We start from the raw sequence: 20469 nt of genomic DNA on the forward strand, positions 1-20469 counted from the left end.
GGACGTACAATCGTTGAGCAGGCGAGCGGTTCCTATCGGGTTCCGCCCTGCGGGCTCATGGGATTGACACTGTCTGCCAGCATGTTGCGCACTGCGATCCTGACAGCGGCTACGCCCTGCATCCCCTCCATCAGAGCGATCTCGCCCTGCTGCTCGTGGCGGATGGCATGCGCCATAATCCGCAGTCGCGCATCGCCGCGGCTGTGCCATTCCTGGTTCGCCATCAGCACGGCGCCACGATGATGCAGGCTCATCAATCGCACGAAGGCGGTGTCGAACACATCGTCTGGCGCATTGCGCGCCTCCTGCATCTGCGCCTCCGTCAGATAGCCGGGCATATCCGCACGCTCCCGTGCCGTGCAATCGGGCAGCGCTGTATCAAACCAGATGCGCCACCAGCGTTCGAAGACGCGGTTCTCGCCGGCTTGGCTCGCGACCATCAGCTTCGCCAGCGCTCGAAGATGCGGATCGCGGGCCCGCGCGGTGCCGATCTGGGCGAGCGCGATGCCCTGGCGATGGTGGGTTGACATATGGCGGATGTAGTCCTGATCCGCGGTACGATCGGCTCCCTGCCACGGCCATTCATAACCAAGTGCGCTGAGGCCGGCGACACCGGCCAGCAGCACAACGACTGCGCCGCCGCCGAGCGCCCATGTCTTTGCGAAGCGGACGTCGCTTGATGCTGGAGCCGTGCCAAGAGGATATCGCAGCCAGACGAACAACGGATACATCACGGCCGAGGACAGATGGACCAGCAGGCCGATCCAATAAGGCTGCTGCAACGTGAACAGCGGTTGGAAGAATGGAAATAGCGGCACCAGCAGCAACCATTCGGTGGCCGAGGTGAAGAGGGCCCAGGGGATCGCCAGCGCGAGGATCGCAAGCGGCCGCAAGTCTGCGGTCCAGCGGCCGAGCAGGCCGAAGAACACAATGGCCCAGGAAAAGTCGGCCCATTGATGAAACGCGATGCCTGCTGCGATCGCGCCCCAGCTCGCCTCGGCTGCGAGCATGCCGTCACGGAAGGGGATCACGGCAACCGTCATCCAGTCGACAGGCGCATCCCGCCCGATCCGCGCGGCGGCGAGCTGGCTGACCAATGTCGAGAAGGTGCTGCTGACCAGCCCGAGTTTGGCGGCCGCGATCCAGTTCGATTGGGGCGGAGACATCGCCAACGTCACCGGCCGAGCTGAGTGCGCAGCTTCAGCGCGTCCGCCGGCGCCGCACTCTTCTGGTCGTTATCGAAATAGACGAAGACGTCGCAGCCCTGCCGGCTCCAGGAGCGAATGCTTTTAGCCCAGTTAGTCAATGTCGCCGCGGGATAATTGCCCTTGTAGCGGCCGCCGGGACCGTGGCCGCGCACATAGACGAAGTCGGCCGTCCGCTTCCAGGGCGCAGGCGCATCGTGATGATCCGACAGGCACAGCGAGATATTCTCATCGGCCAGCATGCGCAGGATGCGCTGATCGTACCAGCTCGCATGACGGAATTCGAAGCTGTAGCGCCGCTTCTTCGACAATAGCTTGAAAAAGGATGCCAGCCGGTCGGCATTGATTTCGAACTGCGGCGGCAGCTGGAACAGAATCGGGCCCGCTTTGTCGCCAAGCAGCGACAGCCTGCTTTCCAGGAGCTCGAGGCTGTTCACAGAATTGTCGGTCAGCCGCTTCCAATGCGTGATGAATTTCGACGCCTTCCAGGCGAACACGAAGTCCGGTCCGGTCTGCTCGCGCCAGCCCTGCACGGCCGCTTCGGTCGGCGTGCGATAGAACACACCGTTCAGCTCGGCAGTCTGAAACTGGCTTGCATAGTAGGGCAGCTGGTGCCGAAGCAGGAGGCCCTTGGGGAAAAATGCGCCGCGCCAGGAATCGTAGTGCCAGCCCGACGTGCCGATCAGAACACGTGCCATCATGTCCCTATGGTCTCAGCACCACCTTGATGCAGCCATCCTCCTTGTTCCGGAAGGTCTTGTAGAGCTCCGGCCCCTGTTCGAGCGGAGCCTGGTGGGTGATCACGAACGACGGGTCGATCTCGCCCTCCTGAATTCTCTTCATGAGCTGCGGCAGGTAGTGCTGCACGGGAGTCTGCGCCATCCGGAAGGTGAGGCCGCGGTTGATGGCCGAGCCCATCGGGATCTTGTCGACGAAGCCGCCATAGACGCCGACGATGGAGACGGTGCCGAAGTTGCGGCAGCAATGGATCGCCTGGCGCAGCACATGCGGCCGATCGGTGCCGAGGAAGGTGGCGACCTTGATGCGGTCGACCACGGCATCGGTGCCGGAGCCCGTATCGACCTCAGTGCCGACCGCATCGATGCAGGCGTCCGCGCCGCGGCCGTCGGTCAGATCCTGGATCCGCTCATAGACATCCTCGCTCTTGAAATCGACGACGATCGCGCCTGATGTGCGGGCCATGGCCATCCGCTCGGGGACGGTATCGATCGCGATCACGCGCTCGGCACCGAGCATGAAGGCGCTCTTGATCGCGAACTGGCCGACCGGCCCACAGCCCCAGACCGCGACCGTCTCGCCGCCCTTCAGGTTGCAGAAATCGGCGGCCATGAAGCCGGTCGGGAAGATGTCGGACAGGAACAGCACCTGCTCGTCGGTCAGGCCAGCCGGCACCTTGATCGGGCCGACATCGGCAAAGGGCACGCGCAGATATTCGGCCTGCCCGCCGGCGAAGCCGCCGAGCATGTGCGAATAGCCAAACAGGCCCGACGGCGAATGGCCCCAGAATTTCTCCGCCTGCTGTTTGTTGGGATTGCTGCGCTCGCAGGCGGAATAGAAGCCGCGCTTGCAGAAGAAGCATTCACCGCAGGCGATGGTGAAGGGCACCACGACGCGATCGCCGACCTTCAGCTTGCTGTTGTCGCGCCCGACCTCGACGACCTCGCCCATCGTCTCATGGCCGAGCACATCGCCGCTTTCCATGCTGGGGATCAGGCCGCCATAGATGTGCAGATCGGAGCCGCAGATCGCGCAGGCCGTGACCTTGATGATGGCGTCGCGACCATCCTGGATCGTAGGATCGGGGACCGTCTCGCAACGAATGTCCGCTTTGCCATGCCATGCCAGCGCTTTCATGGAAATTCTCCGATCGGCTGTGAGGAGCACAAGCGGCAAGAGACAAAGGAGTTCCTAATCCATCTCCATCGTTTAGGGGTTGTTAGGAACGATTGCATCGCGCAGCCATTGCAGAAGCGAATATTGATCGGGAGAAGTACCATGGCATCCAATGGCCAACTCGCCGTCGTCACGGGCGCCTCGACCGGCATCGGCCTGGAACTTGCGCGCTGTTGTGCGGAGGACGGCTTCGACCTGCTGATCGCGGCAGACGAGCCGGAAATCGAGCGCGCCGCCGCTTCGCTGCGCGCGGGCGGAGCCAATGTCGAGACGGTGCAGGCGGATCTCGCAACCAGCGAAGGTGTCGAGCGGCTCTACGCGGCGACCCGCGGCAGGCCGGTCGCCGCGCTGCTGGCCAATGCCGGCCGCGGGCTCGGGCATGCCTTTCTCGACCAGAACCTGTCCGACATCCGCCGGGTGATCGACACCAACGTCACCGGCACGGTGGAGCTGATCCACAGGATCGGCAACGACATGCGCAAGCGAAATGCGGGGCGCATTCTCATCACCGGCTCGGTCGCCGGCTTCACGCCCGGCAGCTTCCAGGCGGTCTACAATGCGACCAAGTCGTTCCTCAATTCCTTCTCTTTCGCGCTCCGCGAGGAGCTGAGAGACACCGAAATCACCGTCACCTGCTTGATGCCGGGTGCGACCGAAACCGAGTTCTTCAGGCGTGCCGACATGATGGACACCAAGGTCGGCACCGAGAAGAAGGACGCCGCCGCCGATGTCGCCAGGCAAGGCTTTGACGCGATGATGGCCGGCGAGAGCGACGTCGTGACCGGCATGAAGAACAAGCTTCAGACGACGCTCGCCAACGTCACCCCGGCGGAGATGCTGGCGAAGCAGCATCGCGGCATGGCCGAACCGGGGACCGCGAAGCAGCATTAGGCCGCAAGGGCAGCGTCGTTCCATCGTCATCGTGCTGTGAAGTCCGGCGCGGAACGCCGGGCGCCCAGACAGCGTTTGATTGAGCGCGGGCACCGGGGGCGCGAACACCCACACCTGCCATGGAACGACATGGGTGCGGCGATGGGCCTTGAGACCGAGTTGAAACTCAGGATACCGGCGAGCACGCCTCGAACCGAAGTTCAGGGATGGCTGGGCGATGACTATGACGTCGACGTCGGCCGCGGCGCGCAACGCCATTTGGAATCGACCTATTTCGATACGCCAAAATGCAAGCTGCGGCGGCACGGCCTATCGCTGCGCATTCGCCGGGATGGCGAACGCCACATCCAGACCGTCAAGAGCGCGAAGCCTGGCAGGCTTGGCCGCGGCGAATGGGAAATGGACGTCGATGGCGATGCGCCCGAGCTCGACAAGGCCGACGGCACGCCGCTGGCGCGTTTTTCGTCCAAGGGACTGCGGCGCAAGCTGAAGCCGCTGTTCAAGACGTCGGTCGATCGCACCACTCTGCCGCTTCGCGGCAAAGGCAGCGAGATCGAGCTCGCGATCGACCGCGGCAGGATTGCCAGCGGCCGGCGCTCGGCACCGATCGGCGAATATGAACTCGAACTGAAGAACGGTCGTTCGACGGAATTGTTTCGGCTCGCGAGGGCGGCCGCGCAACGGGCAGAAGCCGAGCTCGATCTGCGCAGCAAGGCTCAGCGTGGCTATGGCCTGCTGGAAGATCAGCCGGATGCAGTCACATTCGCTGAACCGATCGCGCTCGATGAGGACATGAGCGCGATGGAGGCGTTCCGGGCGATCGGCGTAGCGTGCCTGGCTCATTTTTCCGGAAATGCAAACGCGGTGCGCAATGCGGACACGGAAGGCGTCCATCAGATGCGGGTCGGATTGCGGCGCATGCGTGCGGCGATCTCGCTGTTCAGCGACATGCTCGAACCTGCGGGGCGTGAGCGGATCAAGTCGGAATTGAAGTGGCTGACCAACGAGCTCGGGCCGGCGCGCGAGATCGATGTGTTCGTTAGCGAGAAGATCGAGCCCGCCGGACGCGATGTCGCGCCGCAACGCGGCCGGCAGGCGCTCGAGGAGGAGTTCGTCGACAAACGTGAGAGCGCGCTCAAACGTGCCGCGACGGCGGCGAGTTCGTCCCGGTTCCGGGTGCTTCTGATCGACGTGATGGAATGGCTACAACAAGGCCGCTTTCACGGCCGTGATGCGGAGACTCCGATCGGCAAGCTGGCACCGAAAATCCTGCGACGCCGGATCAGGAAGCTGGAGAAGGTCGGTCCGGAGCTTGAGACGATGTCGGCACTGCAGCGCCACAAGGTCCGTATCAAGGTAAAGAAGCTGAGATACGCAATCGGATTCTTCGATAGCCTGTTTCCCGCCAAGGACGACCGGAAACAACTCAAGCAGCTCGCCAAGCGTCTGAAGCGCGTTCAGAATGCGCTCGGCGCGCTCAACGATGCGCAGGCACATCAGGACATGACGACCTCCTCGGCGCTTGCCGCGCCACGCAGGCACCGGCGCGCCCGCGCTTTCGTTGCCGGCGTCCTGCTCGGCCGCGAGCAAGAGAGCACAAAACCGCTGATCAAGGCGGCGCGCCACGACATCGAATCGCTCGGCCAGATCGGCACGCCCTGACACGCGCGGCAATCTCACGGCTTCTTTTCTGCACTGCGCAGGATCAGGCTCGCAGCTTGATCCGGCGCGGCCGGCCGCGCGTGGCGCTGGCCACGATTTCGAACCCTGCGGTTGTGCGATGCCAACGCGGGAGCGGGCGGGACGTTCCTGCCTACCGGCTGCGCGGAACTATTATGACAGTTTGATGAACCTGCGCGGCAGGGTCGGCGTTGGAAAGAACCTATCTCTGCAACTTGTAGCACGATGCGTACAGCCACCAGAATATCAGCCGATCGCGTTCGCCGCACGCTGAACCGCCCATTTCCGATTACCGTCAAGCCGGCCAGGGCCGATATCGCAATCGCCAATGCGATCGCGCGCGACACCAAGCCGGCACCGGAAGAGATCGCCCGGGCGCTGACCTGGGGCGCGGACGAGAAGGTTCTGCTGGCGCTTGCCGCACTCGGCTGGGTCGCCTCGCGCGGCGCAGGTCCCTCGCTGCAGCGCGCCGGCAATCATGCGCTGCTGGTCACGGTTGCGGCCTCATTGCTGCCGCACGGCCTGAAACTGCTGTTCGATCAGACTCGCCCCGATCGCAGGACGGTGCTCGGCCACATCAACGGCATCCCGCTTTCGGGAAAGCGCAAAGATGCCTTTCCGTCCGGTCATGCAATGCACATGGGCGCGCTGGCGTCTGCGGCCGGCACCTTGCCCACTGCACCGCGCTGGACCATCCGCTCGCTCGCCGTCGGCCTCTCGCTGACGCGCGTCGCCATCCTGGCACATTGGGCGAGCGATGTGGTCGCGGGCTTTGCGCTCGGCGCCGGGCTGGAGCGGCTGCTGCGGCTGTGGACCGGCTATGGCCGACGCCTGGAGGACGATGATCGTGTCACGTCTTGAGCACATGCGATCGAAACGCCGGAAGAGGGCGCCATGAGCGAATATGTGATCCGCTTTCTCGTCGGCGGCGTCGTGGTGTCCGCATTCGCGATGCTGGGAGACGTGTTGCGGCCGAAGAGCTTCGCCGGCCTGTTCGGCGCCGCCCCTTCCGTCGCGCTCGCCACGCTCGGCATTGCGCTCTATCGGCACGGTGCGGACTACGCAGCCGTGCAAAGTCAGGCGATGATGGCAGGGGCGCTCGCGCTCGCCGTCTACAGCGTGATTGTCTGCCAGCTCCTCGTGCGTTCGCGGCTGCGCGCGCTTCCGGCAACGCTGCTCTCGCTCGTCGTCTGGCTGGTCGTTGCGGTCGGCCTGCTCGCGATTGCCGGAGGCGCGACATGACTCCGATCCGGATGTCTCCGTCGTCCCTGCGCGAGAGCAGGTGGTACGAATATCTGGTCCGCTTCGCCCTCGGCGGCGGCGCGACGGTGTTCGCGGGTCTCGTCAGCCGCTACTACGGAGCGTCGGTCGGCGGCCTGTTTCTGGCGCTGCCCGCCATCTTCTGCGCCAGCGCGACGCTGATCGAGACGCATGAAATCCGCCGCAAGCGGGAAGCGGGCGTTGCCAGCGGACGGCGCGGACAGAACGCGGCTGCGGTCGATGCGGCGGGCGCAGCGCTCGGCGCCCTCGGCCTGCTGGCTTTTGCGATCGTCTTCGCCCTCACGGTGAAGATCAGCATCGCCGGTGCCTTCATCGGCGCGTCGCTGGCCTGGCTCGTGGTCTCCGTGGCGGCCTGGTATGTGCGGCGCAAAACGAGATGGGCGCGGCGAAGAGCAGGCCCCGCGGCGCGGGTCGGCGGCTCGGCGCTGCCGCGCAGTCGCTGACGCCGATCGGGCGGGCGATCAAAAAAAAATTTTCGCAACCTCTTGAAACGTCGGACGGCTTACTAACTCTTTGTTCGTCGCGTGAGCGACCGGAGTGCCTGATCGGGCTCCGTGACTGAGACGGGCGCCGGTCAGGTGTCCGGTGCCGGCTCGTACCCATCTTGCTCGCAGGAGGATTTGGCTATGAGATATGACTGGACTCCCCTCTGGAGGTCGACCATCGGCTTCGACCGCCTTTTCGACGTTCTCGACGAGGTCCAGCGGACCAGCGAAGAGACTTATCCGCCTTACAACATTGAGCGGACCGGCGAGGACCATTTCCAGATTTCCGTGGCGCTCGCGGGCTTCACCCCGGACGAGGTCGCATTGACCGTCGAGCAGAATGTGCTGACGCTCGAAGGCCGCAAGGCCACCGAGAAGGAGGAGCGGCATTATCTGCATCGCGGGATCTCCGCCCGCTCCTTCAAGCGCCAGTTCACGCTGGCCGACCATGTGGAGGTCAAGGGCGCTCGCTTCGAGAACGGCTTGTTGATCATCGATCTGATGCGCCAGATTCCGGAGGCGATGAAGCCGCGCCGCATTCCGATCGGCGAGGCCGGCTCGTCCGGGGCCAAGCAGATCGAGGCAAAGGCCGCCTGACATACATTCCACTGCCGATCGCCGCCGTGCCGAGGCGCGGCGGCGCCCCATCAAACGCGTCGACACTGGAGGCTGACATGCGGCAGACGACCGCACCGACTGACAATGTTTTCGACTTCAACTCCTTGCTTCATCCCGGCACCGTGTTCGCGCATCCCAGAGATGTCGTGGCGGATGAACGGCTGACCCTCGCTGAAAAGCGCGCCATTCTCGCCTCATGGGCGTCCGACGCATCCGCCATCGCGTCCTGTCCGGCGCTTCGCGCGCCCGAGGGACTGAAAGGGCCCGTGAGCATCGACGACATCCTCGAGGCGCTCTCTGCGCTGGACGAGGGCCCGCGCAATCCGCCAGGCGGCAAGCCGATGCGGCTGCGTTCGACCGAGCGGCGCGCGGCAGCTTGAGGAGGCCGGCAATGCAAGACGTCAATCTGCCGCGCCACCTGGTCGAGGCGCTCGAGAGGAAGTGGGCGCAGAAGCTGCAGCAGCAGGTCGCCACCTGGCGGTCGGCCAAGCCGTCCGCGTCCAGCAGGACCGCTTCCGGCGTCGTGGTGGAGCGCCGTGCGCGGCGGCCGCGGCTTGCCACAACCCCCGCGACCACGTGAGGAACGAGCCGCCCGGGTTTTGGGGCCCGGGCAGCCATGATTCCCTGCGCTGGATGCTTCGATCGATCGCGTGTTTGCTGTGCGCGTGACTGGCTGCTTCGCCCCGTGGAACGAATGGAGCGAGCGCTGCTTGTCACGCGACAGATGCGGCGGGCCGCTGCGCGACGACGGCCGCCGCTCGAATGACGCGCGAAAGGCGAGAGAGCGTTGCAGCAGAGATTGGGACCAGCCGGGCAACCGAGGCGCCATGGACCCGGGATCGTGGACCGTGGCGTGTCATTCAACCTCTGGGCTCCGACCGCCGGATCCGTCGAACTGCTCGAGGTCGGTCAAACGCCGCGTCAAATGATGCGCGACGCGGATGGCTGGTACCAGCTGCTCAGCGAGACCGCCCGCGTCGGCACCCGCTATCAATTCCGCATCAATGGCGAGCTGATCGTTCCCGATCCCGCCTCTTTCTTCCAGCCCGACGATGTCGGTGAGCCCAGCGAGGTGATCGAGACGGCCGCGCTGCGCGACGCCATTCCATACCGCGGCCGCCCCTTCGCCGAAGCCGTGATCTATGAGCTGCATGTCGGCGCCTTCAGCGAGGAAGGCACCTATGCCGGCGTTGAGACGAAGCTTCCTTACCTGCGCGATCTCGGCGTGACCGCGATCGAGCTGATGCCGCTCAACGACGTCCCCGGACGGCACAATTGGGGCTATGACGGCGTGCTGCTCAATGCCCCGAACGCGCGCTACGGCCGGCCGGAGGATCTCAAGCGGCTGCTGCGGGCAGCGCACGAGCTCGACATGATGGTCTATCTCGACGTCGTGTATAATCATTTCGGCCCGCAGCTCAATTATCTGCACAGCTACGCCGAGCCCTTCTTCAACGACCGTCATACGACCGGGTGGGGGCCCGCGGTCAACCTCGAAGGAAACGACGGCGCCTTCGTGCGCCAGTTCCTGATTGCCAATGCGCTGATGTGGCTGCACGACTACGGCTTCGACGGGCTGCGCTTGGACGCCGTGCACGCGTTGAAGGATGATTCCGAGCGGCATGTCCTGATCGATCTGGCCGAGACGGTTCGCGCGCAATTGCCGGGTCGGCAGGTGCATCTGATGCTGGAAAACGAGGCCAACCAGGCCCACCTGCTCGAGCGGTCGCACGGCCGCACGATGCTCTACGACGCGCAATGGGGCGATGACTTCCATAACGCCTTGCATGTGCTGCTGACGGGTGAGCGCGAGGGCTACTACCGCGCCTTCGCCGACAGGCCGCTTGCGCATCTGGCGCGATCCCTCACTGAGGGCTTCGCCTATCAGGGAGAGGTCTTCCCGCTTCACGACGCGCCGCGGGGCGAGGCCAGCGCGCATCTGCCGCCCGAGGCCACCATCTTCTTCGCGCAAAATCACGATCAGATCGGCAATCGTGCGTTCGGCGAGCGGCTGTCGAAGCTCGTCGGTCCCGACAAGCTCGAACAAGCCATGGCGCTTGTGCTGCTCAACCCGCACATCCCGCTTCTGTTCATGGGCGAGGAAGCCGCCGTCGAAACGCCGTTCCTGTTCTTTGCCGATTGGTCCGGGGAGGCTGCCGATCTCACGCGCGAGGGCCGGCGCAAGGAGTTCGCGCAGTTCGCGGCGTTTGCGACCGCGGAAATGCGCGAGAGGATTCCGGACCCCTGCGATGAACGGACGTTTCTCGCCTCGAAGCTCGACTGGCGCGCCATCGACGAGGCGCCGACCTCCATTGCTTTCCGCACCTTGACGCAGCGTCTGCTGAGACTGCGCCGCGAGAAGATCGTGCCGCTGATCAAGCGCGGCTTCACCGCCGCGAAGGCGGACCTGCTCGGCACCAGCGATGCGAGTGGCGGGATCGACGTGCGCTGGCGGACCGCGCAGGGCGACGTGCTGCAGATCGTCGCCAACTTCTCGGATCGCGGCTTGTCGATGCCGCCTCTGATTGAGGGCGAGACGTTATGGCCGCAACAGTCCGTCAAGCAGGACATGCTCGCGCCTGCCTGTATCATCGTGAGGCTTCACTCCGAGACGAATCCGCTGTAATGGCAGCGAAAGCTGGAGCCGCAGCGTGATGGCGTCGGGCGAGCGATGATGCGCGCGAAAACGGAAATTTTGTTCGCTCATTCAAGTCGCTAGCCGTGTTCAAGGCCCTGGAGTAAAAATATTTCTCTTTCGCTTTTTCGGAAATAGTGCTTATGTGTCGCATCCCGTCTCCTCGAAGAGGGGCGTACGCGTCGTCACGACACGTAGAGGCGGGCTGCGATGGACGTGAAGGCTGCGCCCGACGAGCGCACGTCGGCACGGACGGCGAAGTCGTGTGGTCCTGGCGTCCCGGTGCTGACGCCAAGCTCGCGCATGCTTTGACGAGCGCGCGAGCGACGGGGGCAAGAGAGCCGGTCCCCGGGGAGAGCGCGTATAAGCCGTAAAGCCATCGCGCAGGGAAGGCCGGTTGATCCGGTTGAACCTGTGGTGACTGCCGCCTGCTTTCTTTGTTGCAGGCGGGCCGCGGGTGTCAACCGACATCCGGCCTTCCCCGCGCCCTCTCGATGTTGGGCGGGCGGCGTTTCAAACACGACTCGGGCATTGCATGCTGCGAGAAGGTCGCCGCATGTCTGCAAGCGCTCGACAGTGAAGCGGCTTTGTTGATGGGAGGCATGTCGGCCTCGTGCTTGTTCTCAAACGCGGAACGAATGGATCGAGTGCCGCTTGTCATGTCGACGAATGAAAAAGATTTGGTGACCCTTCGACTATCAAATCCGGTAAAGCTCCGTGGCGATTCGCTCGCACGCTCAGCACGTCGTCAATCAATCACGAGATCGTTGTGACCTCTTCTCCTCGTACCGCCCGCAGCGCAAAGAAGCGAAAGGCTCCTTTGGCGCGGGCTGGAATATCCTCCTCGTCTCCGCTCGGCATGTTGTCACTCCACCTGCTGGCGCAGTGGAGGAAAGCCGGCCGGAATGGCATCGTCTTTCTCGCTGAAAACGAGAACCGGGCCGAGCGGCTGGGAGCGATCATTCACGCGCTGGAGCCGGACTGCGACGTGCTGGTTTTCCCGCGGCTCAATACGTTGCCATTCGATCAACTGGAGCCGTCGCGCGATATCGCCGGCCGACGAAGCACGGTGCTGAGGCGCCTCGCCAAGCCGAAGAAGCCGATCCTTCTGATCACTACGGCGGAAGCCATCATGGAGCGGCTGCCGATGCCGGCGAGCTGGTCAAAGATCAGCCTTCCTCTGAAAGTCGGAAGCCCGTACTCCGAAGCCGATCTTCAAGCCCGGCTTGAGGCGCTCGGATACGATCCAGACGATGAACCGGATTATCCCGGCGGCTTGCTGTTTCATGGCAACACGTTCGAGATCTTTCCCGCAGGCGCGCTCGGCCCGTTTCGAATCGAACATTCGGCCAGGAAAATACGGCGGATCGCGGCATTCGATCCGAGCGACCAGGAAGCCATTTCCGAAGTTAACGAGCTTCTGATCGATCCCATGTCGGAGCGGCTGGCATTCAACGGCCAGGGCCGGAAGAGGTCGAGCCTCCTCGACTACTGTGCAAGCGCCAAGTGGATTGCCGACAGCGCGGTGCCGGGACATGCGTCCGCATGGCTGAGCACGATCGAGGAAGCGGCCGCCCGCTCGGAAAGGGATCGCGAATACCTGACGAGGCGCGATTGGGAGCAGGGTGCGAAGCACGTCGCCGTGCTGCCACGTGATGCGCCATATCGTGAAACGCCGGACTTTTCCAAGATCGCCGCGCCGCGAAAAGCGCTGCGCGCGTTCGTCGGCGAGACGCAACGGAGCGGCGCGCGCCTGCTGTTCGTCGCGGCGGTGGAGGAGGACTTGCGCCTGATGGCGCGCATGAGTGGAATCCGGGCGGAGCGCTTCTCCGATTGGGCTGATGCGACCGCCAAACGCAACCGCGAAGCGTCGCTCTTGGCCGATTTCGATTCTGGCTTTGTCGTGCCGGGTCAGAAGCCGCTCGTGGTGATCACCTCGACCGATGTGCTGGGCAGCAGGGCGCATCATCCGCAGCCGATGAGCCGGGCCTGGACCTCGGCCTTCGAGGCGGTCGACGTGCCGGAGATCGGCTCGGTGGTGGTGCATCTGCAGCGGGGGCTGGCGCGCCTTCGCGGCTTGCAGGCGGTCGGCGGGGGAAACATGCCGGCGCGCGAGCTGATCAGGCTGGTCTTCGCCGGCGATGATGCCGTTCTTGTTCCGCTCGCCGAGCTGGCCCTGATTTGGCCCTACGCAGCGGAGCTCGGCGACATCTCGCTGGACAAGGCCGACGGGAGCTCGTGGCGCGCGCGGCGCGCCGAGGCTGAGGCGGCAATTCACGCGGCTGCCAAGGAGTTGTCCAAGCAGATGGCGCAGCGGCGGCGGCGCCGGGCGCCTAAGCTCGTGCCGCCTGGCGCGGCCTACGAAAAGTTCGTCGCCCGCTTTCCCTATTTCACGACGGTGGACCAGGCCAAAGCCATCAGCGACGTGCTGGACGATCTCGCGTCGGGCCATCCGATGGACAGGATCATTTGCGGCGACGTCGGTTTCGGCAAGACCGAGGTGGCCTTGCGCGCCACGGCCGCGGCTGTGCTGGCAGGTAAGCAGGTGATGATCGCAGTGCCGACCACTGTGCTGGCCCGCCAGCATGCCACGACCTTTGGCAGGCGCTTTGCGCCGCTCGGCATCGAGGTCGGAAACCTGTCGCGCGTTGCGTCGGCTTCCGAAATGCGGGAGGTGAAGGACAAGCTCAGGCGCGGCACGTTGCGGATCGTGGTGGGCACGCAGGCGCTCGCTGCGGTGGACGTGAAGTTTGCCGATCTCGGCCTCGTCATCATCGACGAGGAGCAGCATTTCGGTGCGGCCGAAAAGGCGAAGCTGTCGGGCATGGCCAAGCACGGTCATACCCTCTGGATGAGTGCGACGCCGATTCCGCGAACGCTCGCGGCCGGTCTTGCCGGCCTGCGGGACATCAGCGTGATCGCGACGCCGCCGGTGCATCGCGTGCCCGTCGTCACCAGGGTTGCGCCGCTGTCGGACGCCGCCATTGCCCCAGCCCTGCTTCGCGAGCACCGTCGGCACGGGCAGAGCTTCGTTATCTGTCCGCGCATTCGCGATATCGATCCCATGCTGGCGCGAATCCAATCGATGGTGCCCGAGCTTCGGGTCGTCGCCATCCATGGCAAGCTGCCGGCCGACGAGATCGATGAACGGATGATGAGCTTCGTCGAAGGCAACGTCGACGTTCTGCTTGCCACCAACATCGTGGAGAGCGGCCTCGACATCCCGCGCGCCAACACCATCGTGGTGTGCTGGCCCGAGCGGTTCGGCTTGGCGCAGCTGCATCAGCTCAGGGGGCGGGTGGGGCGCGGCGGCACCCGCGCCTATGCACTGTTCTTGACGGATACGGGCTCAGCGCAGTCCGAGAAGCGGCTGGAAGTTCTGGAGGAGCTCAACAGGCCCGGCGCGGGCTTTGCGATCAGCGCGCGCGACCTGGACCTGCGCGGCGGCGGCGATTTTCTCTCCGATCAGCAGTCGGGCCACGTGCAGGTGTTCGGTCCGGCACTCTCCAGCCAGCTGCTGAAGCTGGCGGTGGAGAAGGACCACGAAGGAATGGCCGGACTTTGGATCCCCGAGTTGAACCTGCCGCTGTCAGAGCTGCTGCCATCAAGCTATGTGCAATCGGAGGCGGTCCGGCTCGAGATTTACGCCCGCGCGGCGCGGTGCCGCAGCGACGACGAGCTCGAAGACCTGGAGGACGAAACTCTCCGTCGTCTCGGCAAGCTGCCGCCAGCGGCGCAGGATTTCTTCGCCATCGCCAGGCTGAGGATGAACTGTCGGGAGCGCGGCATCATCCGGCTCGATGTCGGGCCGGAGGCGATTGCGGCGATGCTGCTTGCGGGACGGCTTAGGAAAACGAAATCGAAGCTGCTGCAGCGCGACGGCGATCGCGTCATTTATGCGAGCAAGAGCAGCCAGCATCCGCTGCGGCGGGTCGAGGAGTTCCTCGATCTATTAGATCAATGACCAGCCAGGCGGTTCGCGCAACGATCAGCCGCAGTCGGCAGCCTCAAGCTGGCCATCGCGGATGCGCAGTGCGCGGATGCCGCTCGTGCAGCAGCCGGGCCATCGCCTCGCGCTGGTCGTCGCGGCCCTTCATTGCCGTTTCGAACAGCGTCTCCTGGACGTCGCGCGGCAGGTCTCCCCAGATGGAAAGAGCCGCCTGTCCCAAGGCGGCAACGAAGTCCGGGTTGGCTTTATCCATGCTGTGTCCCCGCTGTGGCAACGCCGCGCGCGCCGATTGGCGCCGGCCGATCATGTCTCAGATGGAACGAGGTTCCGGCCGAACTGTTCCACTCCTCTGCGGCGTTGCGCGAGAGCCCCGTGCGGCACCGCGAAGCGGCGCAGCCACAGGCGCAAGGACGGGAGCAAGGAGGGAACAGGCACGATGCACGAGATCACGAGAGCAGTTCATCTGTGCACTGACATGCAGAACATCTTTGCCCCCGGCGGCATTTGGGAGACGCCATGGATGACCAAGGTGCTGCCGACCATCGAGGCGGTCGCCGCGCGCTATGCGGAACGCACCATCTTCACGCGCTTCATCCCGCCGCTCCATCCGGAAGACAGGCCCGGCCGCTGGCGCCATTATTTCAAGCGATGGGAGCAGGCGACGCGCCAGAATCTCCACGGAAGTGAGCTCGAGCTGGTGCCCGCTTTGGCGCGCTATGTCCCCCCGGCGCGCGTGGTCGACAAGCCGGCCTATTCGGCGTTCACGCGGTCGGGTCTGTACGATCTTCTCGTCGGCAAGGGCGTGGACACCGTGGTGCTGACGGGCGCCGAGACCGACATCTGCGTGCTTTCGACCGCGCTCAGCGCCGTGGACCTTGGGTTTCTTGTGGTGATCGTCGAGGACGCGCTCTGCAGCTCCTCCGACGAGGGGCATGACGCGCTGATGACGATGTACCGGATGCGGATGCACGAGCAGATCGATCTGTTGAAGGCTTCGGAGCTGTTCGAACTCTGGCCGCGGGAGTAGTTGCGCGATCGGCGAGCTCGTCGCTGGCCGGCGGCGCCAAAAAGGAACGATCACACCGGCAATGACTTGGATAGCACGTGCTCGCCCCATCGCCGCTTCACCGTCCAATCCTGTTGTCACTCGTGAATGCGGCCGCCCCGTAAGGGCAGGGCGAACGACTAGGCGCGGCTTTCGCGCACACCGACCGGACAAGGTGAGGGATCGTCATGACCGCCAAACGCAAGCTGAGCGACGAGCTCGAAGTTAAGGCCTATGATCATCCGTCCGGCGGCTGGGGGTCCGTCAAGTCTCTGGCGCGGAGCCTGGCGCGGGATCACGTTCCCTTCCGCGGTCCGCGCGTGCTGCTGAAGCAGAACAAGCCCGACGGCTTCATGTGCGTCAGCTGCGCCTGGGCCAAGCCCGCCGATCCCAGGGTATTCGAATTCTGCGAAAACGGCGCCAAGGCGACGACCTGGGAAATCACCCACAAGCGCGTCACGCCGGCGTTCTTCGCGCAGCACACCGTCAAGGAGCTGGAGCGCTGGGACGATCACCATCTGGAGGCCGCCGGCCGGCTGACCCATCCGATGCGCTACGACGCGGCTTCCGACAAATATGTCGAGGTGAGCTGGCAGGACGCTTTCGCCGAGATCGGCAAGGAGCTGAGGGCGCTGGCGCCTGACAGTGTCGTGTTCTACAGCTCGGGACGCGCGTCGCTGGAAACGGCTTTCATGTACAGCCTGTTCGCGCGGGCCTACGGCAACAACAATCTGCCGGACAGCTCCAACATGTGCCATGAGACGACGTCAGCCGCTTTGCCGGAATCGATCGGCGTTCCCGTCGGCACCTGCACGCTCGATGATTTCGCCAAGACCGACTGCATCTTCTTCTTCGGCCAGAACGTCGGCACCTCCAGCCCGCGCATGTTGCATCAGCTGCAGGAAGCATCGAAGCGCGGCGTGCCGATCGTCACCTTCAATCCCTTGCGCGAACGCGGCCTGGTCGAGTTCACCAATCCGCAGTCGCCGGTGGAGATGCTGAGCGGCTCGTCGACGCGGATCACCTCGCAATATCACCAGGTCAAGGCCGGTGGCGACACCGCGGCCATGATGGGGATCGCCAAAGCATTGTTCGAGCTTGAGGCGGCAGGCGAGCCCAATGCGGTGATGGACTACGACTTCATCCGCGAGCATACCCATGGTTGGGACGACTTCGCGACTGCCGTGCGCGAATGTCCATGGCCGGAGATCGAGCGGCGATCCGGCCTGACGCGCGGCGCGCTGGAGGCTGCGGCCCATGTCTACGCGCATGCCAAGGCAGTAATGTTCATCTACGGCATGGGGCTCACGCAGCACGAGAAGGGCGCCGAGACCGTGCAGACCATGGTCAACCTCGCTCTGATGCGCGGCAATATCGGTCGTCCCGGTGCCGGCATTTGCCCGGTGCGAGGCCACTCGAACGTGCAGGGGCAGCGCACGGTCGGCATCACCGAAAAGCCCGACAAGGTGCCGTCGGACAAGATCAAGCAGCTGTTCGGCATTGATGTGCCGCAGAAGAAGGGCGTTAATATCGTCGAGGCCTGTGAGGGCATCGTCAAGGGCTCGGTCCGCGCGATGGTCATGCTCGGCGGCAATCTGGTGCGCGCGGTGCCGGACCACAATGTCGTGCAGCCGGCCTGGCGCAAGCTGCGGCTCACCGTCAACATTCTCACCAAGCTGAACCGCAGCGCGTTGGTGCATGGCGAGGTCTCCTACATCCTGCCGTGCCTGGGGCGGATCGAGATCGATCAGCAGGCGAGCGGCCCGCAGGCTGTCGCCATGGAGGATTCGACCGGTTGCATGCACGGCTCGCGCGGCCAGGTGTACCCCGCGAGCGAGCATCTGTTGTCGGAGCCGAAGATCGTCGCCGAGCTCGCCAAGGCGACCGTGCCGTCGAAGTCGACCATTCCCTGGGATGAATGGGTCGCCGACTACAGCAAGGTGCGTGATGCCATTGCCGCGACCTATCCGGATATCTTCCACGACTTCAACAAACGGATGTGGCAGCCAGGCGGCTTCCACCGGCCGCTTGCCGCACGCCATCGGAAGTGGAATACCAAGACCGGCAAGGCCAACTTCATCGTGCCGAAGTCGCTGACGACGGACATCGACACGCCGGCGGAGGCGCGCGATGTCGTGCAACTCATCACCTTGCGCAGCAACGGCCAGTTCAACACCACGGTCTACAGCTACGACGATCGCTTCCGCGGCATCTTCGGCTCCAGGCATGTGGTGCTGATGCACGCCAACGACATCGAGCGGTTCGGCCTGAAGGAGGGCAGCGTGGTCATGCTGTCGACCGCGGTCGATGACGGCGTGGTTCGCAAGGTCGGCGGCCTGCGGGTGGTCCGCTATGACCTGCCGGAGGGCTGCATCGCCGGCTACTATCCGGAATGCAATCCGCTGCTTCCGCTGTGGCATCACGAGGAGAAGAGCAAGACTCCGGCCGCGAAATCGATTCCGGTGCGGGTAGCACTCGATCGCGGTGGAGGTGAAGCACGGGTGATCTAGGCGAGCCGCTTGGATAGGCTAGCCGCTCGCTGCATCGTTGAGCGCTGCGAGACGGTCGAGGAAGCTGCGTTGCGCCGCGTTGATCTTGGCGCCCGCGGCCCTGAGATCGAACCATTCGGCGCGGTCGACCTCTGCAAATGTCTGCTTGCGGCCGCTGCGCGGCGGCCACTCGATTTCGAACGTGTTGCTTTGAATGTTCGTGGTCTCAATATCGATTTCGCCGGCAAAAGCCGTGACGATCTTGCCGCCTTTCTGCTTGATGTCGCCGAGCGGACGCAGCGTCGCAGTCATGTCCACGCCGAGTTCTTCGCGAAACTCGCGGCGCGCCACCGCTTCCGGATCTTCGTCCGCCTCGTATTCGCCCTTCGGGATCGACCAGGCGCCGAGATCCTTGTTGCGCCAGAACGGGCCGCCCGGATGAACCAGCAGCACTTCGAGCTGTTTCGCGGTCCGCCGAAACGCGAGGATGCCGGCGCTCTTGGAGGGCATGTTGCTCACCACCTGTTGCTCGTTGCGCGTGGACTGGTCCCGCAATGACGGCACGGTCGAGAATAGCGCTGTCCAGCTGGTTCGTCGCCGATCATGAACGATTAGGAACAATCGAACGCACAGCCGGTTGGGCGGACATCGATGACAACGCCAGTTGGCGATAAGGATCACAACGATGAGCAACACGGCACGAGACATCTTCATTACCGGGCTTCGCAACGCGCACGCGATGGAAATTCAGGCGCGCGAGCTGATGGAGCGCCAGTCGGAGCGCCTGGACGACTATCCGGATGTGAAAGGGAAGGTGCAGATGCATCTGCAGGAAACCAATGAGCAACTGCGCCGGCTTGAGCAATGCCTGGGTGCATGCGGCGAAAGCACTTCCAGCCTCAAGGATACGGCTCAATCGGCCGTCGCCAACCTGATGGCGATGGGACATGCGATGGCGGGGGATGAGATTTTGAAGAACACCTTCGCCAACAATGCATTCGAGCACTTTGAGATCGCCGCCTACAAGTCGCTGCTTGCGCTCTGCGGGGCTGCCGGCGTCAACGAGGCGCGGGCTCCCCTCGAAGCCTGCTTGAAGGAAGAGGAACGGATGGCCGAATGGATCGACGCGAATGTCGAGAAGGTCACCATGGCCTATCTGCAGCACGAGCAGCGCCAGGCCGCCTGAGCGGCGCAAAGTCGGCGGTGGCGCGGACTTGGCCTGCCGCCGCCGTGACAAACTGCGGGCACGGAGAGCTCCGCGGCCGTCAGGACCAATCGGACAGTCATGAGCTTAGTAGGAATGAAGGTAATCAGGCGAGTGCAGACGCTGGATCAGAGCCAACCAAGCCCAAACAAGAGTCGCCCAACTACCAGATCGTGAACCTCCCTGAACTCGCGCTTCTTGGCCCATCTGGCCGCTTCCATCCCGGCTCGTAGGACCAAGAAGCGTGGTATTTTTTGGCGTGACTATTGCCGAGGCGTCGTCTCGTTCCTCATTCCGCGCGGGCTCGCAGCGCCCTGACCGCCACGCTGAGGGTGCTCGATTCCAGCGCCGCCGGCGCTGCCCGACCCGCTTCCCGTTCCGGCCGATGCGCCGGATCCCGCTCCGCCGGCCGCTCCACCCGCGGCACCTCCGCCGGCTCCGGCCCCGGCACCACCAGCTCCCGCGCCTGCGCCGCCACCGGCTCCTCCGCCAGCACCGCCGCCAGCGCCACCACCACCGCCGCCTCCACCTTGTGCCAAGGCCGCACCAAATGACGCGACCGCAACCGAGGCGGCCAGCATCATGGCTATCAACGTCTTCTGCATGTCTGCACTCCTTCGAGATTGATGCGTGGCTCAATCAGATCTGGAGGCGGACGTTCCTATCCGATGCTTACAGAAATCCTTGCAGGATCATGCAGATGCCAGGGCCCCTGATTCACTTATGTTGATGCAGCAAGCAGGCGGCCCACCTTAGATTGAGTATGGCTTGGACGCGTAGGTTGTGATATTGTACATGACAACGAACGGTTCGAAGAAGCAGCGCCGTCGCTTCAAGCAAGACACACCTCTGAGTGAGCGTTTATTGCGAGCGGCGCGCGAGGCGCGGGCTGCTGCAAGGCAGCTGCCGCCCGGCGTAGATCAGGCACGGCTGCTGAAGCGCGCGCGCGAGGCTGAAGCCGTGGCTCAGCTCGACGAAATGTTGAAGCGATAGAACAGCGATAGAACTGAGATCGATTTATCGTGGTGCCGGACCGGGGGCTTGGCGATGTACATTCCCACGCTTTGATCGCT

The 20469-nt window shown here is 64.2% G+C and carries 20 protein-coding genes; 14 read left to right on the forward strand and 6 right to left on the reverse strand.

What is annotated here, in order from left to right:
* Positions 1 to 32: 32 nt before the first annotated feature.
* The 3 genes from P6U24_RS08175 to P6U24_RS08185 are packed head-to-tail and all read right to left on the reverse strand — an operon-like array spanning position 33 to position 3080.
* Positions 33 to 1166 carry a DUF305 domain-containing protein gene (locus P6U24_RS08175; RefSeq protein WP_407158632.1) on the reverse strand — a complete coding sequence of 378 codons (1134 nt, stop codon included), beginning with the start codon at positions 1164 to 1166 and terminating at the stop codon, positions 33 to 35.
* 8 nt (positions 1167 to 1174) lie between these two features.
* The gene (locus tag P6U24_RS08180) at positions 1175 to 1903 is read right to left on the reverse strand and encodes a DUF72 domain-containing protein (protein ID WP_407160390.1); all 729 of its coding nucleotides are present in this window, start codon (positions 1901 to 1903) and stop codon (positions 1175 to 1177) included.
* Between the two features lie 7 nt (positions 1904 to 1910).
* Positions 1911 to 3080 carry a zinc-dependent alcohol dehydrogenase gene (locus P6U24_RS08185; RefSeq protein WP_407158633.1) on the reverse strand — a complete coding sequence of 390 codons (1170 nt, stop codon included), beginning with the start codon at positions 3078 to 3080 and terminating at the stop codon, positions 1911 to 1913.
* Positions 3081 to 3221: 141 nt separating this feature from the next.
* Here P6U24_RS08185 and P6U24_RS08190 point away from each other — a divergent pair, with 141 nt between their 5' ends.
* From P6U24_RS08190 to P6U24_RS08235, 10 genes are all read left to right on the forward strand, one after another.
* On the forward strand, positions 3222 to 4010 hold the full coding sequence (locus tag P6U24_RS08190) for an SDR family NAD(P)-dependent oxidoreductase (RefSeq protein WP_407158634.1): 789 nt from the start codon (positions 3222 to 3224) through the stop codon (positions 4008 to 4010).
* Positions 4011 to 4139: 129 nt separating this feature from the next.
* Complete coding sequence (locus P6U24_RS08195) at positions 4140 to 5672, forward strand: CHAD domain-containing protein (RefSeq protein ID WP_407158635.1); 1533 nt, start codon at positions 4140 to 4142, stop codon at positions 5670 to 5672.
* Positions 5673 to 5915: 243 nt separating this feature from the next.
* Positions 5916 to 6551 (forward strand): phosphatase PAP2 family protein, encoded by a 636-nt coding sequence (locus P6U24_RS08200; protein ID WP_407158636.1) that lies wholly within the window; start codon positions 5916 to 5918, stop codon positions 6549 to 6551.
* 33 nt (positions 6552 to 6584) lie between these two features.
* Positions 6585 to 6932, forward strand: coding sequence for a DUF3147 family protein (locus P6U24_RS08205; protein ID WP_407158637.1), 348 nt, complete (start codon positions 6585 to 6587; stop codon positions 6930 to 6932).
* Positions 6929 to 7414: a DUF3147 family protein gene (locus P6U24_RS08210; protein WP_407158638.1), complete on the forward strand. Its 486-nt coding sequence runs from the start codon at positions 6929 to 6931 to the stop codon at positions 7412 to 7414. The genes P6U24_RS08205 and P6U24_RS08210 overlap by 4 nt, the downstream gene beginning before the upstream one ends.
* 183 nt (positions 7415 to 7597) lie before the next feature.
* Positions 7598 to 8053, forward strand: a complete 456-nt coding sequence (locus P6U24_RS08215; protein ID WP_407158639.1) for an Hsp20 family protein — start codon at positions 7598 to 7600, stop codon at positions 8051 to 8053.
* A 77-nt stretch (positions 8054 to 8130) separates the two neighbouring features.
* Positions 8131 to 8454: a hypothetical protein gene (locus P6U24_RS08220; RefSeq protein WP_407158640.1), complete on the forward strand. Its 324-nt coding sequence runs from the start codon at positions 8131 to 8133 to the stop codon at positions 8452 to 8454.
* 11 nt (positions 8455 to 8465) lie between these two features.
* Positions 8466 to 8654, forward strand: coding sequence for a hypothetical protein (locus P6U24_RS08225; RefSeq protein ID WP_407158641.1), 189 nt, complete (start codon positions 8466 to 8468; stop codon positions 8652 to 8654).
* Between the two features lie 273 nt (positions 8655 to 8927).
* On the forward strand, positions 8928 to 10700 hold the full coding sequence (gene treZ / locus P6U24_RS08230) for a malto-oligosyltrehalose trehalohydrolase (protein WP_407158642.1): 1773 nt from the start codon (positions 8928 to 8930) through the stop codon (positions 10698 to 10700).
* Between the two features lie 868 nt (positions 10701 to 11568).
* Complete coding sequence (locus tag P6U24_RS08235; protein ID WP_407158643.1) at positions 11569 to 14673, forward strand: helicase-related protein; 3105 nt, start codon at positions 11569 to 11571, stop codon at positions 14671 to 14673.
* Positions 14674 to 14716: 43 nt separating this feature from the next.
* Here P6U24_RS08235 and P6U24_RS08240 read toward each other — a convergent pair whose 3' ends face one another.
* Positions 14717 to 14911 carry a hypothetical protein gene (locus P6U24_RS08240; RefSeq protein ID WP_407158644.1) on the reverse strand — a complete coding sequence of 65 codons (195 nt, stop codon included), beginning with the start codon at positions 14909 to 14911 and terminating at the stop codon, positions 14717 to 14719.
* A gap of 183 nt (positions 14912 to 15094) precedes the next feature.
* On the opposite strand from P6U24_RS08240, the gene P6U24_RS08245 reads away from it, so the two are divergent.
* Positions 15095 to 15685: a cysteine hydrolase family protein gene (locus P6U24_RS08245; RefSeq protein WP_407158645.1), complete on the forward strand. Its 591-nt coding sequence runs from the start codon at positions 15095 to 15097 to the stop codon at positions 15683 to 15685.
* Positions 15686 to 15891: 206 nt separating this feature from the next.
* Complete coding sequence (locus P6U24_RS08250) at positions 15892 to 18213, forward strand: FdhF/YdeP family oxidoreductase (RefSeq protein WP_407158646.1); 2322 nt, start codon at positions 15892 to 15894, stop codon at positions 18211 to 18213.
* Between the two features lie 18 nt (positions 18214 to 18231).
* Here P6U24_RS08250 and P6U24_RS08255 read toward each other — a convergent pair whose 3' ends face one another.
* Positions 18232 to 18702, reverse strand: coding sequence for an NUDIX domain-containing protein (locus P6U24_RS08255; RefSeq protein WP_407160391.1), 471 nt, complete (start codon positions 18700 to 18702; stop codon positions 18232 to 18234).
* A gap of 175 nt (positions 18703 to 18877) precedes the next feature.
* On the opposite strand from P6U24_RS08255, the gene P6U24_RS08260 reads away from it, so the two are divergent.
* The gene (locus P6U24_RS08260; protein ID WP_407158647.1) at positions 18878 to 19378 is read left to right on the forward strand and encodes a ferritin-like domain-containing protein; all 501 of its coding nucleotides are present in this window, start codon (positions 18878 to 18880) and stop codon (positions 19376 to 19378) included.
* A 307-nt stretch (positions 19379 to 19685) separates the two neighbouring features.
* On the opposite strand, the gene P6U24_RS08265 is transcribed toward P6U24_RS08260, so the two are convergent.
* Entirely contained in the window at positions 19686 to 19913 is a 228-nt protein-coding gene (locus tag P6U24_RS08265; RefSeq protein WP_407158648.1) for a hypothetical protein, read from the reverse strand.
* 278 nt (positions 19914 to 20191) lie between these two features.
* Here P6U24_RS08265 and P6U24_RS08270 point away from each other — a divergent pair, with 278 nt between their 5' ends.
* The gene (locus P6U24_RS08270; protein WP_407158649.1) at positions 20192 to 20389 is read left to right on the forward strand and encodes a hypothetical protein; all 198 of its coding nucleotides are present in this window, start codon (positions 20192 to 20194) and stop codon (positions 20387 to 20389) included.
* The last annotated feature ends 80 nt before the right edge of the window (positions 20390 to 20469 follow it).

The sequence above is a fragment of the Bradyrhizobium sp. STM 3557 genome, from assembly GCF_045571465.1.
Classification (GTDB): Bacteria; Pseudomonadota; Alphaproteobacteria; order Rhizobiales; family Xanthobacteraceae; genus Bradyrhizobium.